This is a genomic window from Sinorhizobium psoraleae (assembly GCF_013283645.1).
Taxonomy (GTDB): Bacteria; Pseudomonadota; Alphaproteobacteria; order Rhizobiales; family Rhizobiaceae; genus Sinorhizobium; species Sinorhizobium psoraleae.
In genome coordinates, this window is record NZ_JABEKV010000001.1 from 1,644,246 (window position 1) to 1,659,687 (window position 15,442).

15 protein-coding genes and 1 pseudogene are annotated in these 15,442 nt (G+C 62.3%); 6 read left to right on the plus strand and 10 right to left on the minus strand.

Annotated features, from left to right (window positions below; genetic code table 11):
• From ILFOPFJJ_RS07685 to ILFOPFJJ_RS07695, 3 genes and pseudogenes are all read right to left on the minus strand, one after another.
• A partial coding sequence (locus ILFOPFJJ_RS07685) for an ATP-binding cassette domain-containing protein (RefSeq protein WP_173510185.1) occupies positions 1 to 878 on the minus strand: 878 nt, incomplete at its 3' end.
• Positions 879 to 886: 8 nt separating this feature from the next.
• Positions 887 to 2,216 (minus strand): annotated as a pseudogene (locus ILFOPFJJ_RS07690) (permuted SH3 domain-containing protein).
• 306 nt (positions 2,217 to 2,522) lie between these two features.
• Positions 2,523 to 3,608, minus strand: coding sequence for a MerR family transcriptional regulator (locus ILFOPFJJ_RS07695; RefSeq protein WP_173509927.1), 1,086 nt, complete (start codon positions 3,606 to 3,608; stop codon positions 2,523 to 2,525).
• Between the two features lie 208 nt (positions 3,609 to 3,816).
• On the opposite strand from ILFOPFJJ_RS07695, the gene ILFOPFJJ_RS07700 reads away from it, so the two are divergent.
• Positions 3,817 to 4,464, plus strand: coding sequence for a TetR/AcrR family transcriptional regulator C-terminal domain-containing protein (locus tag ILFOPFJJ_RS07700; protein ID WP_173509928.1), 648 nt, complete (start codon positions 3,817 to 3,819; stop codon positions 4,462 to 4,464).
• 110 nt (positions 4,465 to 4,574) lie between these two features.
• Positions 4,575 to 5,594 carry a ketol-acid reductoisomerase gene (gene ilvC, locus ILFOPFJJ_RS07705; RefSeq protein WP_173509929.1) on the plus strand — a complete coding sequence of 340 codons (1,020 nt, stop codon included), beginning with the start codon at positions 4,575 to 4,577 and terminating at the stop codon, positions 5,592 to 5,594.
• Between the two features lie 59 nt (positions 5,595 to 5,653).
• Here ilvC and ILFOPFJJ_RS07710 read toward each other — a convergent pair whose 3' ends face one another.
• The 4 genes from ILFOPFJJ_RS07710 to ILFOPFJJ_RS07725 all read right to left on the minus strand — a co-directional run bounded on the left by ILFOPFJJ_RS07710 (position 5,654) and on the right by ILFOPFJJ_RS07725 (position 8,517).
• Positions 5,654 to 6,208, minus strand: a complete 555-nt coding sequence (locus tag ILFOPFJJ_RS07710) for a DUF1062 domain-containing protein (RefSeq protein ID WP_312032682.1) — start codon at positions 6,206 to 6,208, stop codon at positions 5,654 to 5,656.
• Between the two features lie 31 nt (positions 6,209 to 6,239).
• Positions 6,240 to 6,698 (minus strand): hypothetical protein, encoded by a 459-nt coding sequence (locus ILFOPFJJ_RS07715; RefSeq protein WP_173508540.1) that lies wholly within the window; start codon positions 6,696 to 6,698, stop codon positions 6,240 to 6,242.
• Positions 6,699 to 6,886: 188 nt separating this feature from the next.
• Positions 6,887 to 7,141: a hypothetical protein gene (locus tag ILFOPFJJ_RS36195; RefSeq protein WP_173510186.1), complete on the minus strand. Its 255-nt coding sequence runs from the start codon at positions 7,139 to 7,141 to the stop codon at positions 6,887 to 6,889.
• 344 nt (positions 7,142 to 7,485) lie between these two features.
• Positions 7,486 to 8,517 carry a hydroxyacid dehydrogenase gene (locus ILFOPFJJ_RS07725; RefSeq protein ID WP_173509931.1) on the minus strand — a complete coding sequence of 344 codons (1,032 nt, stop codon included), beginning with the start codon at positions 8,515 to 8,517 and terminating at the stop codon, positions 7,486 to 7,488.
• Positions 8,518 to 8,900: 383 nt separating this feature from the next.
• On the opposite strand from ILFOPFJJ_RS07725, the gene ILFOPFJJ_RS07730 reads away from it, so the two are divergent.
• From ILFOPFJJ_RS07730 to ILFOPFJJ_RS07745, 4 genes are all read left to right on the plus strand, one after another.
• Positions 8,901 to 9,818, plus strand: a complete 918-nt coding sequence (locus tag ILFOPFJJ_RS07730) for an ABC transporter substrate-binding protein (RefSeq protein ID WP_376741396.1) — start codon at positions 8,901 to 8,903, stop codon at positions 9,816 to 9,818.
• Positions 9,819 to 9,865: 47 nt separating this feature from the next.
• On the plus strand, positions 9,866 to 10,516 hold the full coding sequence (locus ILFOPFJJ_RS07735; protein ID WP_269282467.1) for a L,D-transpeptidase: 651 nt from the start codon (positions 9,866 to 9,868) through the stop codon (positions 10,514 to 10,516).
• Positions 10,517 to 10,679: 163 nt separating this feature from the next.
• Positions 10,680 to 10,892: a hypothetical protein gene (locus ILFOPFJJ_RS07740; RefSeq protein WP_173509933.1), complete on the plus strand. Its 213-nt coding sequence runs from the start codon at positions 10,680 to 10,682 to the stop codon at positions 10,890 to 10,892.
• A gap of 38 nt (positions 10,893 to 10,930) precedes the next feature.
• Positions 10,931 to 11,656 carry an alpha/beta fold hydrolase gene (locus ILFOPFJJ_RS07745; protein ID WP_173509934.1) on the plus strand — a complete coding sequence of 242 codons (726 nt, stop codon included), beginning with the start codon at positions 10,931 to 10,933 and terminating at the stop codon, positions 11,654 to 11,656.
• Between the two features lie 66 nt (positions 11,657 to 11,722).
• Here the strand turns inward: ILFOPFJJ_RS07745 and ILFOPFJJ_RS07750 are convergent, their stop codons facing one another.
• From ILFOPFJJ_RS07750 to ILFOPFJJ_RS07760, 3 genes are all read right to left on the minus strand, one after another.
• Positions 11,723 to 12,718: a carbon-nitrogen hydrolase family protein gene (locus ILFOPFJJ_RS07750; RefSeq protein ID WP_173509935.1), complete on the minus strand. Its 996-nt coding sequence runs from the start codon at positions 12,716 to 12,718 to the stop codon at positions 11,723 to 11,725.
• 638 nt (positions 12,719 to 13,356) lie between these two features.
• A complete protein-coding gene (locus ILFOPFJJ_RS07755; RefSeq protein WP_173509936.1) occupies positions 13,357 to 13,959 on the minus strand; it encodes a class I SAM-dependent methyltransferase in 603 nt (200 codons plus the stop codon).
• A 235-nt stretch (positions 13,960 to 14,194) separates the two neighbouring features.
• Positions 14,195 to 15,187: a threo-3-hydroxy-L-aspartate ammonia-lyase gene (locus ILFOPFJJ_RS07760; RefSeq protein WP_312032684.1), complete on the minus strand. Its 993-nt coding sequence runs from the start codon at positions 15,185 to 15,187 to the stop codon at positions 14,195 to 14,197.
• Positions 15,188 to 15,442 lie beyond the last annotated feature (255 nt).

Genomic DNA, 15,442 nt, shown 5'->3' on the forward strand with positions numbered 1-15,442 from the left:
GTGCCGATCGCGAGCATGGCGACCACCGAGCCGACGCCGATGACGATGCCGAGCAGGGTGAGGATGGTGCGGAAGAGGTTGGCGCGGAGCGCCCGCATCGCCATCTTCACCGCTTCGGAAACGTCGGCAATCGCGGCAAAGCCTTCGCGGGTGCGCTGGGCGAGGCCGATTGCCGCCTCCGGATTGCTGCGGCCCTTCTTCGCCCGGTCGGCGACGATGCGGCCGTCGTGGATCTCGATCAGCCGATCTGCCTGCTCGGCGACTTCACGCGAATGGGTGATGACGATCACAGTGTGGCCGTTCTCGTTCATCTCGCGCAAGAGCGCCATCACCTCGTCGCCGCTCTGACTGTCGAGTGCGCCCGTCGGCTCGTCGGCGAGGATTACGCGGCCGCCGTTCATGAGAGCACGGGCGATCGATACGCGCTGCTGCTGGCCGCCGGAAAGCTGGCTTGGCCGATGGTCGAGCCGCTCGCCGAGTTTGAGGGATTTCAGAAGCTCCTCGGCGCGGTCGTGCCGGTCGCGCGCAGGCATTCCGGCATAGACGGCCGGCACCTCGACATTCTCCCTGGCGCTCGCGGTCGGGATCAGGTTATAGGCCTGGAAGACGAAGCCGAAGGTGCGGCGGCGCAGCGCCGCGAGCTCGTCGCCATCGAAGCCGGAGACGCGTTCGCCATCGATCAGGTATTCGCCGGAGGTCGGCTGGTCGAGGCAGCCGAGAATGTTCATCAGCGTCGACTTGCCGGAGCCGGACTGGCCGATGATTGCGACGAATTCGCCGGCCTCGATATCGAGCGAGATATCGTGCAGCACCTCGACGGCGAGATCGCCGTTGAAATAGGTCTTGCTGACGTCCCGGAGCGAGAGGAGCGCGGTCATGTTCGTGCTCAGAACATCGGCGGCATGCGCATGCCGCGGGACCGCGTGTTGCGCGTGCCGCTGCCGGCCGAGGCGGTATCGACGACGACGCGGTCGCCTTCCTCAAGGCCGCTGACGATCTCGGCGCTGACGCGGTTGCGGATGCCGACCTCGACGGCGCGGGCTTCGGTTACGCCCGAGGGCGTGACCACGGTCACCTCGGCCTTGGCCGGCTTGCCGTCCGTGGCTTCGCCGTTCGCATGGATCGCCGCGCTCGGCACGACGAGCACGTCCTTGGCCGCAGCCTCGACGAAGAAGACCTGAGCGCTCATCGACATCATCAGCTCGCCCGTCGGATTGGGAACGTCGAAGAGGGCGTAATAGAGGACGACGTTGTTTTCCGTGTCCGGCATCGGCTGGATCTGCCGCAACTTGCCGGTGAAGCGCTTTCCGGGCTGGCCGAGCAGGGTGAAATAGGCGTCCATGCCGATCTTCAGCTTGCCGACATCAGCCTCGGAGACCTGCGCCTTCACCGTCATCGTCGAAAGGTCGGCGATGGTGACGATCGTCGGCGTCGTCTGGTTGGCGTTCAATCGTCGAAAGGTCGGCGATGGTGACGATCGTCGGCGTCGTCTGGTTGGCGTTCAGGGTCTGGCCTTCCTTGGCCGGATTGGCGACGATCGTGCCGGCCACAGGCGCATAAATCTTTGTGTAGCCGAGGTCGACTTTGTCGCCGGCGAGCGTCGCCTGCTGCTTGCGGATCTGCGCCTCGATCGCCTTCACGTCGGCGCCTGCCGCGGCATGGTCAGCGATCGCCTGATCCAGGGTCGATTGCGAAACGCTGTTGGTCGCGACGAGATTGCGCTGGCGCTCGATATTCGCCTGCTTCAGCACGAGCTGCGCCTTCTTCGAGATGAGCTGCGCCTCGAGATTGGCGAGCTCCGCCTGGTCGATCTCGATCCGGTTCTCGATCGTGGCCGGGTCGATTTCGGCGACAAGCTGGTTCTGTTCGACCTTGTCGCCGATTTCGACATGGAGCGATTTCAGCTGGCCGGAAACCTGCGCGCCGGCATCGACGGACTTGATCGCGTCGAGCGTGCCGACAGCGGTGACGCTGTCTTCGATGTCGCCGCGCGTGACGACCTGCGTGATCATCGCGGTGGCGGGCTCGGACCCGTACTGGCTCCAGGCGTAATAGCCGGCGCCAAGGACGGCGAGGACCACGGGCAGGGCGATCCAGAGACGCGAGCGGCGTTTCCGGCGCACCGGCGGCGGCGCTGCCGGGATCACGCGCACGTTGGCCGGGGCGGGTTTAAGCGCCGTCGTCTCGTCGCTGATCGTCTTGGCTGCCTTGCTCATGGTCTCACTTGCTTCGCTGGCGTTCTTTCCTTCTCAAGATAGAGGTGAACGAGATCGGCGAAAAGCATTGAGATCATTATATTTTTGTAATGTGAGAGAGGCGCCGGCGAGCAGCCGGGCCCGAAACATCATCTTCACCAACAACTTAGGTGACGCGGCCGCTCAGCGTAGCGGGGCGGCGAGCGTTGCGGCGTCGGCGACGCCCGCGTGATGGTCGGCGAGCGCCGCGAGTTCGGCGACGCTGCGGTCGTCGCCTTCATCGAGGCGGCGGTGCGCGATTGGAAATAGCGGGGTTCGAGCGATCCTTCACAGGAGTGGGCGGAGGTAAATGCCGCTGAACTTGCCGTCCGCGCCGAGCGCAAAGGCCCATTCCAGAGCGCCGTTGGCGAATTTCACGTCGTAGACGTCCCACCCATCCTGCGCCACGCCCTTGAAGGACACGGACTGCAGCGGCCCGAGGCGGGCGAGATCCGCCTCGATCGTCGCCGCCTGTTCCCGGGCGAGTTCGGCCAGCGGCGGGCTCATCCGGTCGTAATCGGGCTCGCCGCGCTGATGCTCGTCGATGAGGCGACGTAACAGGGCTTCGCTACCCGGCAAAGGCACCTTGTCGCGCACCCGCTTCTCCAGCGCGTCGGCCGCGCTCTTTGCTGCCTCGTCTTCAAGACGCGGGGCGATCTGCTCGTAGCCGTTTTGGTGAAGAACGAGGCTTGCGACGTTTCCCTCGGCATCGCGAACGAAGCTCAACTGCGCGGGCACGATCTTGTAGAAGAAATGATCTTCGCGTTCTGGATAGATATCGATTATCGGTTGGCCTGTCAGTTGCGCAGAGAGACCGCCTTTGCGGCGGGTGATGGTCATGATTGCGCCGAAGCCGAATTGATAGGCGCCCTCATATTCCGGCAGAAGCGATGGTTCGACCTGCACTTCCTTGCGCGGCTTTGCCTGTTCATATCGGCGCCAGGCGACAGCGTCGGATGAGGCATCGGTCATTTTCGTCTCCTTTGCTATGTCGATGAGCTCAGTGATCGAAACGCTTTCGCCGGCAGCGATTTTCTGCCGCGATGCAGCGATCAGATTCAGGCTGCGTTCGACACGTTCGTGCAGGTCGATGAGCGTGGATTGCTGCAGGGCGAGCGTGCGGTCGAGATCTGCCGTCTGACCGCCCAGCAGCGCTGTAATCCTGGAAAGGCTGAGGCCCAGCCGTTTCAAGGCGACAATCTCGTTGAGGCGGGCGAACTCCTCTGCGCCGTAGAGCCGCCAGTTCTTGCCCGTCCGTCGCGGCGAGATGAGGCCGCGGCTCTCGTAGACGCGAAGCGCCCGAACGGTCAGCCCGAGGCGTTCGGCGCATTCGGCGGCGGTTAGCCATTGGTTTTCGTCGGTTTGCCCAGTCATGCGGCCTCCTTTCGTGAAGTCCTTGTAAGGTATGACCTTGGGTCCGGCTCAAGAGGGGAGGCGCCATTATTTTGGATCGGGCCGGACAGACGCATACTATCTCGCGCTTCGCCGGCAAAACTTTCTGCAAAATCGCCTTGACGCTCTTCCTCCGTCTAACTAAAACAATGCGAACCGTACCGTACGGTACTGATGGAGCGACGGCGAAGTGCAGGGTGTCTTGGAGAGCAGGGGGGCGAGTGCCGGAAGCGGCCTGACCGAGCGTCAGGGCGCCGTGCTTGAACAGGCGCTGAGACTGCTCGTCGATGGCGGCGAGAAGGCGCTGACGACGGCAGGCGTGGCGCGCGCCGCCAATTGCTCCAAGGAAAGCCTCTATAAATGGTTCGGCGATCGCGATGGGCTGCTTTCGGCGATGATCGGCTACCAGGCGAGCAAGGTGAGGACGCTCGACGTTTCCGCCGGGGCGCTCGACGCGGCGGGTCTTCGGCGGCATCTCGTCGCTTTTGCCAAGGATCTGCTCGACGTGCTCGCCGGTGACGTGTCGCTGGCGCTGAACCGGCTGGCGATCGGCCAGGCGAGCCGCGAGGGTTCCAAGCTCGGCCACATGCTGCAGGAACGCGGCCGCCGCCAGATCGGCCGGCGCGCCGGCGCGCTGCTCGAGGCTGGACGCAAGGCCAGGCTTCTTGCCTTCGATGATGCCGAGGAGGCCTATGGCGCGCTTTACGGTCTCGTCGTTTCCGACTGGCATTTGCGGATGCTGCTTGGTGAAGAGCCAGGCGAAATGAAGAAGAGTTTCAGCCGCAGGGCGGAGCGGGCGGTCGACGCCTTTCTCACGCTCTACGGCAAGAAAGAGTAGCGGCGGGTCTCAATCGGACGCATAAGCCTTTGCGAGGATCAAGGGGATCTTACGGGGCATGCGTTGGGCCAGCCAGAGGAACAACAGACAGCAAAGGGAAGGAAAATTCGATGCGCGTCTATTACGATCGTGATGCCGATCTCAACCTGATCAAGTCCAAGAAGGTAGCCATCGTTGGCTATGGCAGCCAGGGCCGCGCCCATGCGCTGAACCTCAAGGATTCCGGTGCCAAGGAAATCCGCATCGCGCTGAAGCCGGGTTCGGCAACCGCCGCCAAGGTCGAGGCCGACGGCCTTTCGGTTCTCTCGGTCGCGGAAGCCGCCAAGTGGGCCGACCTCATCATGATGGCGACCCCGGACGAACTGCAGGCCGACATCTACAAGGGCGAGATCGCCGACAACATCCGTGACGGCGCAGCGATCGCCTTTGCGCACGGCCTCAACGTTCATTTCGGCCTGATCGAGCCGAAGGCTTCGGTCGACGTCGTCATGATCGCGCCGAAGGGCCCGGGCCACACGGTTCGTGGCGAATACCAGAAGGGCGGCGGCGTTCCCTGCCTCGTTGCCGTTCACCAGAACGCTTCCGGCAACGCGCTTGACCTCGCGCTCTCCTACGCCTGCGGCGTCGGCGGCGGCCGCTCGGGCATCATCGAAACCAACTTCAAGGAAGAGTGCGAAACCGACCTCTTCGGTGAGCAGGTCGTTCTCTGCGGCGGTCTGGTCGAACTCATCCGCGCCGGTTTCGAAACGCTGGTCGAAGCCGGCTATGCCCCGGAAATGGCCTATTTCGAGTGCCTCCACGAAGTGAAGCTGATCGTCGACCTGATCTATGAAGGCGGCATCGCCAACATGAACTACTCGATCTCGAACACCGCCGAGTGGGGCGAATACGTCACCGGCCCGCGCATCATCACCGAAGAAACCAAGGCCGAGATGAAGCGCGTTCTCAAGGACATCCAGACCGGCAAGTTCACCTCGGAATGGATGCAGGAGTACCGCTCGGGTGCTGCCCGCTTCAAGGGCATCCGCCGCGTCAACGACGCCCACCAGATCGAGGAAGTCGGCGCCAAGCTGCGCGGCATGATGCCCTGGATCGGCAAGAACAAGCTGGTCGACAAGGCGAAGAACTAAGCCTTACCTCCCAAGAGGCGAAGGAAGCCGGGGCATGTGCCTCGGCTTTCTTTTTGCACTCAATCGTGACCAGTTCCGGTCGCCGCGGCTATCCACCGCGAATGGCTTTCAGGATCGGCGGCGAGGCCGATCGTCACCCGCGTTCCGTCCTTGATCCGTTTGCGGAAAATGCCCGGACGATGTGGGTCGGCTCGAATCCTCATTCCGTCACAGGCATTCTGCAACTCGGACCGCGCGGTGCCGAGCTCGCGGGCGAGCAGCCGATCCAAGCGGAGGCCAGTGGCGAACGGAACCGCAAGGTCGATTTGCAGCGTCGTGCAGGCGTTGCATTCGCTCAGCACCTCTTTGCGGACGTCGGCATCGGCGCATTCGTCGACCGACTGGGCTTTCCGCCGGAGAGCATCGAGATCGAACGCCCAGCCGCGTACCCGATCCGGATCGTTGCATTGCAGCGCCTCCAATGTCGCGCGATCGAGATCGCGAATGTTCCGGCGCTCGAAGATCGGCCGGTTCCAGGTATTGCCGCAGCCTGAGCATCTGTAGATCAGCCAGGCATCGAGCGTCCTGCCATTGGCGTTGAGCCTGACCTTGCCGCTCGAGCGGAAAGATCTCACGCCTTCACATCGGCTGCAGGCAATTCGCGGTTCAGGGGGAGTGCGAGGAATAATGGTCCAGCGGACCCGAAGAATATTGCACATATCGTCTCGGTCTTCCGTTCGGAAGTTCGTCGAGACGACGGTCGGAGAAAGCCCTTATGGGCACGGTGTGGCGTTGTTTCGGCTGGTTGAAGAGCTGAGACGCAGGGACTGCGCGTGGCACATCTGACAAGGCCAGACCGGTCTCAGACCCACCACCCGACGAACGCAATCCTGCGTCGACAGCAACAGCTGTGCGGCACATGGGGTGAAAATGAATGAGACCGGAATTTACGACGGCAAAATCGAACCTCGATGCACCAATTAAACGTGTTGCAGCGGTCCATGCGCCTCTGAAGAGGCGCAGCGCTGCAATGCTCTTCGGTTCGAAGCTGTACCAGATAAAGGCGAACAATTGAAGCATGCTCGTCAGACTGGCCGGAAGCCCCGGCCGCTCCGCAGCTTCCACCAGAAATTTCCTACAGTAAGGAGCGAGCTAGATAATTTCACTGTTTCATTGAAACGGTGAAATGCTCTAACTCCTTGACACTACGCAATTCCGACGGAAAACCCGTTACATACGTTTCCTGGAACTGCTCCGGGCCGATCGCGCGACGTGAAGCGGAGGGCCTCAGCGTACGTCGGCCCTCGCGGCCGTTACATCGGGTCATTGCCCTTCATGGCGTTGGACATGTGGGTCTTGCACTTGTCCTGATCATTCGCCGCCAGGGCTTCCTTCGCCATAGCCAGCTCCTTCTGGGCAAGCTCCTTGCGTGCGGAGTCGGTGACCTGACTTACGTCGGTTTCGAGCTTCGCCATCGCCGCCTGGTCGCACGTGATATCTGCCTGTGCAAAGACGGGCGACGCAACCGCCGTGAAAATGGCAGCCGCAACCAACACTTTGTTCAACATGGTGGAACCTCCGATGTTCTTGCTCGCACCTCGCGTGCGGTACGTAAGGTTCAAACCACGATCCGCCATTTCGGTTCCCCCAAAACGGGCCCAGGCTCCAATATGCGCGCACGAGATGCAGCGCTGGCGGGGAGTAGATCGCCCGCGCTGTGCGATCGAAAGCTCAATCGCGATAGAAATTCCGCGGCCATTTGTGCGCACGCAGTTTCTCCCGCTCACCGGCGGGAAGGCCGCGCCCTCGCAGGTGGGATTGACCGGAGCGATCAAGTTTGCAGGTCGCCTTCGACAGGTTTCGGGCGCGAGAAGTCAGACAGGGGGGGGCGCCGGCCGCCGCAGTCGCGGATCTAGTTCCTGTCGACGGGCTTCGAGCGCATGCGCGAGACGGTTTCGCGCTCGGCGCGCTTGCAGCGCATCGGCGGCAGGCCGCGGTCCATCAGGGCCATGTCCTCGAGCACCATGTCGCCCATCCGCTTGAAGGCGATGTCGAGGGCGCCGGCGCGATGCGCCGAGCGCAGGAAGCCGGGCAGCGCGCGGACCGGATGGTCGAGGCCAGGCGGCTCTTCCGGAAAGACGTCGCTGGCGGCGACGATGTGCCCGCTGCGCACCGCCTCCATCAGCGCCTCGAAATCCACGACGCCGGCCCTGCTGAGCAGGATGAAGGCAGCACCCTTGCGCATCTTCGCGAAGGTGTCGGCGCCGAGAAAACCCTGGTTTTCGCTGGTGACGGAGGCGACGACGAAAACGAAGTCGCTCCCGGACAGAACCTCATCCAATGAGGCCGGCTCCACGCCGTGCTCGATCAACATCGACGGCGGCAGCCAGGGGTCGAACACGCGCGTGCGGGTACGGAAGCCGGAAAGCAGGCGGTTGAGCGCCTTGCCGAGGTCGCCGAAGCCGATGATGCCGACGTCGGCGCCGGAGATCAGGCGCGCCGTGCGGTTGCCTTCGCCGCCCCACAATTCCCTGCCTTGGCGGAACGCGAGATCCGCATCGACGATGCCGCGCGCGAGGTTGATCGCCATGGCAAGGCCGAGTTCCGCCACGGGCTCGGCGAAGACCGCCCCGGTCGTCACCACATGGATGCCGCGCTCGAACAGCGTCTCGTAGGGCATGTTGTCGATCAGATTGCTCTCGACGTTAAAGACGCAGCGGAGTGACTGCATGCGAGCGAGCAGTTCGCCCGAGATCGGCGGCTGGCCGATGATGTAGCGGGCCTCGGCGAGAATCTCGGCGGGGAGCGCTGCAATATCCCGATCGGTCGTCTCGGCGACCCGGTAGCCGGCGCGAAGCCGGACGAGGGAAGCAGGGGTGAAAATGAGATCGAGCGTGCGCGGTTCCGGCGCGCTTATCACCAGCGGTTGCGAACTTTCGGACATGGGTCCTTCCTTCCGGGCAAGCAGTTTCTCCATCGGCGAAAAAGTTCTGCGCATGTGACATCGGTACGGATGCCTAACTCAAACGGCTGCTTCCGCCGGTGCCGTCGGGCGAAGTTAGGCCTGAGACTTGCGAATAATCAACGACAAGTTGACTGACGGGAAGAAGCTGGTGCATCCTGCCGGCCGTCAAGACATGCCTGCATAGATTCCGGGTCGCTTCGATCCGCCGACTTAAGTTGCATGCCGTGTTGCGTCGCGTAGGCCAGGTCCCGCGTGGCGCCCAAAATTCGAGCCAGAGCATTCATTCACATAGATCAGCCGCCATTTTGGGGGAGGGGACTGTGAAGAGAAGCACGAAACTCCATGCGGCGGGCTTCGCAGCCGTGTTTGCCGCGACCGCCGCCCTGCCGGCACAGGCGGCCGATCTGGTGATCGCCATGCCCAATTGGCCGTCCGGACAGGCAACGGCCAATATCCTCAAGGAGAGCATCGCCAAGAAGTTCGGGCTCGAGGCCGAGGTGCGCGAACTCGGGACGATCAGCGCCTTCGTCGGGCTCGACAAGGGCGAGGTCGACATCCAGCCCGAGGTGTGGCGGCCGAATTTCGAGGATCTCATCAAGAAATATGTGACCGAGAAGGGTGCGGTTGTGCTGAGCGGGCGTGCCGTGCCGGCCTGGCAGGGCCTTTGCGCCACGCCGGAAGCGGCCGCGGCGGGTCTCAAGACGATCGCCGACCTGAACGACCCGGCAAAGACAGCGGTGCTCGACACCGACGGAGACGGACGCGGCGAAGTGTGGATCGGCGCGCCGACCTGGCTTTCGACGGGGATAGAGCGGGTGAGGGCGAACAGCTACGGCTATGGCGCGAACCTCACGCTCGTCGAGGCGGAGGAAGACGTGGCGATGGCGGCGGTCGATGCGGCAGTCGCGACGGCCCGGCCCATGGTGTTCTATTGCTATGCGCCGCATCACGTCTTCGAGTTGCACAGGCTCACGCGCATCGAGGAGCCGCCGCACGAGCCGGCGAAGTGGAAGATCGCGCAGGCGGACGATCCCCTGTGGGTCACGAAGTCGAGCGCGGCCACCGCCTGGGATACGGCGCATTTCCACATCGCCTATGCGACGGCGTTCGGAAAGAAGCATCCTGATATCGCGAAGTTCCTCGAAGAGGTGGATTTCTCGCCAGAGGAAGTGACCGCGATGAGCTACGCGCTCGAGGTGGAACGCCAGGCGCCTTCCGACTATGCGAAGAAGTGGGTCGACGGCCACGCAGCACGCATCGACGGGTGGGCAAAACAATGACGAAGATCCGGAATAGCTTTGAAACGGAAGGAAAGCGTGCCGGAGGGATGCGGAAGATCGGCCTGATCGTGCTTGCCGCCGGCCTCTGCCTCGGGCCACTGGCGGCGCTCGCCGCCACGCAGATCTACGACGCCCGCACGAAGAAATGGGTCGATTACGATAAGCGGAAGGCGCGGCAGTATTTTGCGCGCAACAAGCAGGTGCCGGAGGCCTTTCGCCGGCAGGTCGTTCCCTTCCGCACGGCCGAGCCGCCGGGCACGATCATCATCGACGGCAACCAGCACTTTCTCTATCTCGTCCAGCCCGGCGGCCAGGCGATCCGCTACGGCATCGGCGTCGGCCGCGAAGGCTTCGGCTGGGCGGGCATCGTTCGCGTCGGTCGCACTGCCGAGTGGCCGACCTGGACGCCGCCTCCCGAGATGGTAGCGCGCGACCCGAACGCGGCGAAATGGGCGGCCGGCATGCCGGGCGGGCCGGACAATCCGCTGGGAGCGAGGGCGCTCTATCTTTATGAAGGCGAGAACGACACGATCTATCGCATCCATGGCACCGTGGAGCCCTGGACGATTGGCCTCGACGTTTCCTCCGGCTGCATCCGGATGAACAACGACGATGTCATCGATCTGCACTCCCGCGTGAAAATCGGCGCGAAGGTCATCGTGCTGATGCAGGGGGCGGCACTTTACAAGGGTGTATGAAGTACCGGGGCGTGTGGAAAATGGCCAGCGAAGGCGACATCTGGAGGGTGAGAATTTGTCGACAACCAGCTTGAAACGGCATTCGATCGCATGGTGCGCATTTACCGTGGCATGCGTCTCGCTTGTTGCCGGATGCCGGTCATCGGCGCCCGAGCCGCAGAACATGGCCCGAACCAGCCTGCAGACTGCGCCCGCCGACCTGCAGCTCATCTGCGCCAATGCCGTCGTGGCGCAAGCCGGCGGCGCCAGGGTTCTGCCGACGAGTTCGCGCCAGCTCGATGCGACGAGCTACAGCGTCGACGTCGACGCCGGCGGCCGCAAGTTCAACTGCGTCGTCGACAGCAGCGGCGGCGTCAAATCCGTCCAGCCCGCCTAATGGGCGCAAAAACCCCGGGATGCCTATTTGCCGCGGCTATGAGCAACAGTAGGCTGAAACTCCTTCTTCTGCACGCGCTGCCGCTTGATGGCTCGATGTGGAAAGGGCAGATGCATCTTCTGCCGGGCTCCACTCATGCGCCGACGCTCTATTCTTTGGGGGACAGCATTGACGCCTGGGCAGTTGAGGCCCTGAGGTCGGTTCGCGGTACCCGCCTGATCGTCGTTGGCTGCTCGGTCGGAGGGTCCTGTGCTCTCGAGATTGCCGCACTCGCGCCGGAAAGGATTGCCGCACTGGTGCTAATCGGGACGAAGGCTCGCCATCGGCCAGATCCGACGCTCCACGTTTCCGTCTTGGAACTGCTTCAAGCAAAGGGCTTGGCGGCTGCATGGGATACCTATTGGGCTTCGCTGTTTTCCGAATCAGCCAGCAGCCAAGTGATCGACGCCGCAAAAGCCATTGCCTTTCGCCAGCCGCTGCAGGACGTTGCGCGGGGCGTCACGGTGTTTCATACGCGGCCGAGCAGAGAGCACGTTGTGTTGAGCTTGCCGCGGCCGATCGTGATCGTCACCGGCGAAGATGATCGCGCGCCTGGACCTGAGGCCAGCTCAATGCAGACAGCGCAGGCGCGGCACGGACGCCTGACGATTGTCCGAAATTGCGGCCATTACGTTCCGCTGGAACAACCGGAATACCTCAACGCCGTACTGCAAGAGCTGATAAGCGAACAACAACGGTCGTCTCCGGAGCAGCATCTTCGTTGACTTGATCGCTTGACGATAGTCGGCGAACGGGAAGCGCTCTCCCGCTCGCTGCTGTCGTCGCCAAGTTCAGAACATATCGCGTCTGCGGCTTCGTTGGTCGTTGTCCGCCAGGTGCGGCTCGTAAATGCCTCCCCGTGCCGTTCGCCTCCAAGACCGGGCGAGGTCTCCCGGATCGTCATTGATATCGACGACGGCAATCGAGGGTGCTCCATCCGCTGCACATTGTGCGACCCATTGACCGCCGGGACCAACGATTCCCGAAGGAGCAGTCAGACCACGCCGCGCGAGAACAGAGAAGCTAATCCAATATCTGTTGCTTGCGGCGTGTCCCTGCGTCTCGGCGGCGAAAGCCAGGTCATTGGACGAGCCGCCGGTGGTCGAGAACAAAACACAATCGACAGCAAGCCGCTCATATTCGATGAAAATCTCCGGAAAGTGCGACTCCATGCCCAGCGCGCAGCCGAAGCGGACCCCATCAACCTCGAACGTCACCGGGGTTGAACCCGGCGTATACATAAACAAGATCTTGGTGTTTGACAGCATGCGCTCGTCGTAACGCGTCACCACTTCCCCACGATCGGAGATGACATACAGGCTATTGTGCGGCCTGTGAGGTGGGGTGAGTTGGTGCACTGATCCGACGATCGTCCAGAGCCCCAGCTGCCGTGCAAGCTTCCTGGTGGCTTCCAGTTCCTCACGCAGGACAGTCCATTCGAACCGGCGCCAATCGGAAGTTCCGACTTGTTCGGGACCGATACTGGACATGATGCGCTTGTTAGGGGAGCAGGTCGCGCCTTCGGGAAAATGCACGAGTCTTGCTCCGGCTTCATGCGCTTGACGCATAAGGCGTCTCATTTCCAGCCCGCTAGCGCGAAGCGCCGCGACGTTGCGAGGATCATCGAAGACAGTGGATTGCGCTACAGCCAAACGCACTGATTTGGCTTCAGGCTTTATATCGTTCGACGAGCTCCGGCGAACGTGCATGAGAGCCGTCGTGTAGGACTCGCCTGTTCTAGCCGCGCGGGCGCGTACACGACGTTTGAAGTTTCCGTTTTGCGTCATTGTCGGGCCTTTCACGTCCCGGACGGAGTTCCCCAGCAACACGCCCGAAACGATCGGACCAAGACTGCGACCCGAGACAGAAGTCCCTTTGCCTCCGTTTAAGACCGTGCTGGGGAAGGTCCTGGGAGGTTAGGCGTAGGCCACGCCGAGCAGAAGGCTGCCGATGCGATTCTGATTCGTCAACTCCGGGACTGCCCGTCGCAAATATTTGTATTTGATGCTGTCTATACTCAAGCGAGTTTTGCGAGAGAAGTATTGCGCATTCATATTAGCCAGACGTCACGCCCCGGCTTTCACGGACATGCAACTTTCCGAAAAAAGCTTTTGTGCATTGCAGAATAGTGTTGTGCGGTGCAAGAATATCAGCCATTCCGCACGGTATCTCGAAATAATATTCCGCATTTCTTCTTTCTCTGGAAACCAATTCATGTTCTTATGTGTTGGTTGGCAGGAGGAAGCGCGATGCAGGCGATTCTGCAAAACTTCGCTCTTTTCGATCTCCTCATCCTGGCTGGGATCTGTTTCTTGCTGATCTGCAGCTATCTGGACGAGGGCGAGGCCTGAGCGGCACCATTCAGGCTGGAAAGGCCTTGCAGACCGGATGCAATCCGGCCTTCCCCCGTTGTTTTGCCAACGGCTCATGAAATTGGTTTAGCGGCCGACACATGCAGCCAGCGGGTCGGTTCGCCGTCGTAGCCGCCGCCATCCGCCTCGGCGATTTCCAGCTCCGCCCAGTCCTTCTTGTCGAACCGTCGCATCAGCCAGTCGCGCGAAGGATAGTTGTAATAGCGCCCAAAGCGATCGCGGCCTTCGCCGTTTCCTGCCTTGAAGCTCGCATGAAATATCCCGCCGGCTTTCAATGCGCGCTGGATGCGGGCAAGCACATCGGCAAGGTCGGCACGCGGCACATGGAGGAGGCATGCTTCCGCCCAGACGGCGTCGAACACTTCGTGCCATCCGATCTCTTCAAATCGGACGACCTCGACCGGCCGGCCGAGCAGCCGTTCTGCCTCCACCGCGAGTTCCGGCGAGCCGTCGGTTGGCGTCACGTCGAACCCCCTGGCGAGCATATAGGCGCTGTCCTGGCCGCCGCCACAGCCGAGTTCAAGGATCCTTGCGCCGGGTTCAAGCCTGGCGAGAAACCGATCGAGGCGCGCGACCGGCGCCTTGCGCTCCCGGCTTGCATAGGCTTCAGCGTTGTCGCGGTAGAAGACATTCGTCTCGTTGCTGAGCGGCGGCATCTCTTTTCCTTCATCGAACGTCATGCGTGCCTGATAAGGCGCGCCGTGACGTAGGACAAGCGCCTCCGGCGTGGCGCGGAAGAGTCTTTTCAGCCCAAGGACTTGGGCTGACTGGATTCCTGTGACAAGCACAGGAATGAGGAAGCGAGGAGATGCCTTGCAGTACCCCAACTGACGAAACATGCAGTAAGCGAGCCGCACGCACGTCTTGAACCAATCCCGCGGGTGAGGGGATCTAGCGCGCGCTCAGCAGCTCATTGAACGTCTTCAGATCGACATTTCCGCCGCTTAAGAGAATGCCCACCCTCGCGCCCGCACAGCGCAGAACGCCTTGCAGTACAGCCGCCGCGGCCAGGCAGCCGGTGGGCTCCACGATGATCTTCATGCGTTCGGCGAAGAAACGCATGGTCTCGACCAGTTGGGCGTCGGTCACGGTTACGATGTCGTGGACCGTGTGTTTCAGGATGGCGAAGTTGTGATCGCCGACATGGGTGACGATCGCGCCGTCCGCAATGGATTTCGGCGCCGGTATGCGCACGACCTCGCCCTTGCGGAGCGACTGCTGGCCGTCGTTGCCCGCCTCCGGCTCGACGCCGACAATCTTGCATGCGGGTGAGAGCGCGCGCGCGCTGAGCGCGCTGCCGGCGAGCAGGCCGCCGCCGCCAAGCGGCACGACAATGAAATCGAGCTCTCCGACCTCTTCGATCAACTCCAGCGCGGCGGTGCCCTGTCCTGCAATCACCTCCGGGTGGTCAAAGGGGGGAACCAGAGTTGCGCTGCGCTCGGCGGCGAGGCGTCGGCTTATTGCCTCGCGATCCTCAGTATAGCGGTCATAGAAATGGATTTCGGCGCCATAGGCCTTCGTCGCCGCGATCTTTATCTCCGGCGCGTCCTTCGGCATCACGATCGTTGCCGGAACGCCTTGCAATCTCGCCGCATCGGCGAGGGCTTGGGCGTGGTTGCCGGAGGAGAAGGCGACGACACCGTTGCGCCGCGAAATGTCATCAAGTGCGGCGACGGCGTTGTAGGCGCCGCGAAACTTGAACGCGCCGGCGCGTTGCAGGTTCTCCGCCTTGAAGAAGAGAGACGCCTCGGCCATTGCGTCCGCCGTGCGCGACGTCAAGACGGGGGTGCGGTGGGCTGCGCCGGAAATGCGCTCCCGCGCGGCTTCGACGTCCGCAAATGTCGGAACCTTAAGTGAAACGGATGCTGATGAAGTGTCGATCACGCAAACCTCCCGGCGCCGTCACTGCGCATCGAAAATAGCCCTGGCGTCAGCTCGGAATCTAGCACGTCGCGAAGATATCCACGAGCGCTGGCGACGCGTCAAAGATCTCACGTTACGTCATCCAAGTCACCATGCGGCAGCGGCCGGTTCGAAAGCCGTAGACGACGAAAAAAGAACTGATTTAGGTCAATAACGTTGACATAAAATGGCGGACATGATCCTGTCGCCGGACAATCGACAAAGAAACGCGGGACG

Bases quoted from the DNA above. Each gene is read 5' to 3' on its own strand.
- ILFOPFJJ_RS07695 (WP_173509927.1), bottom strand. From the start codon at position 3,608: ATGACTGGGCAAACCGACGAAAACCAATGGCTAACCGCCGCCGAATGC.
- ILFOPFJJ_RS07740 (WP_173509933.1), top strand. From the start codon at position 10,680: ATGGCCCGAACCAGCCTGCAGACTGCGCCCGCCGACCTGCAGCTCATC.
- ILFOPFJJ_RS07745 (WP_173509934.1), top strand. From the start codon at position 10,931: ATGAGCAACAGTAGGCTGAAACTCCTTCTTCTGCACGCGCTGCCGCTT.
- ILFOPFJJ_RS07750 (WP_173509935.1), bottom strand. From the start codon at position 12,718: ATGACGCAAAACGGAAACTTCAAACGTCGTGTACGCGCCCGCGCGGCT.
- ILFOPFJJ_RS36195 (WP_173510186.1), bottom strand. From the start codon at position 7,141: ATGTTGAACAAAGTGTTGGTTGCGGCTGCCATTTTCACGGCGGTTGCG.
- ILFOPFJJ_RS07725 (WP_173509931.1), bottom strand. From the start codon at position 8,517: ATGTCCGAAAGTTCGCAACCGCTGGTGATAAGCGCGCCGGAACCGCGC.
- ilvC (WP_173509929.1), top strand. From the start codon at position 4,575: ATGCGCGTCTATTACGATCGTGATGCCGATCTCAACCTGATCAAGTCC.
- ILFOPFJJ_RS07755 (WP_173509936.1), bottom strand. From the start codon at position 13,959: ATGCCGCCGCTCAGCAACGAGACGAATGTCTTCTACCGCGACAACGCT.
- ILFOPFJJ_RS07735 (WP_269282467.1), top strand. From the start codon at position 9,866: ATGCGGAAGATCGGCCTGATCGTGCTTGCCGCCGGCCTCTGCCTCGGG.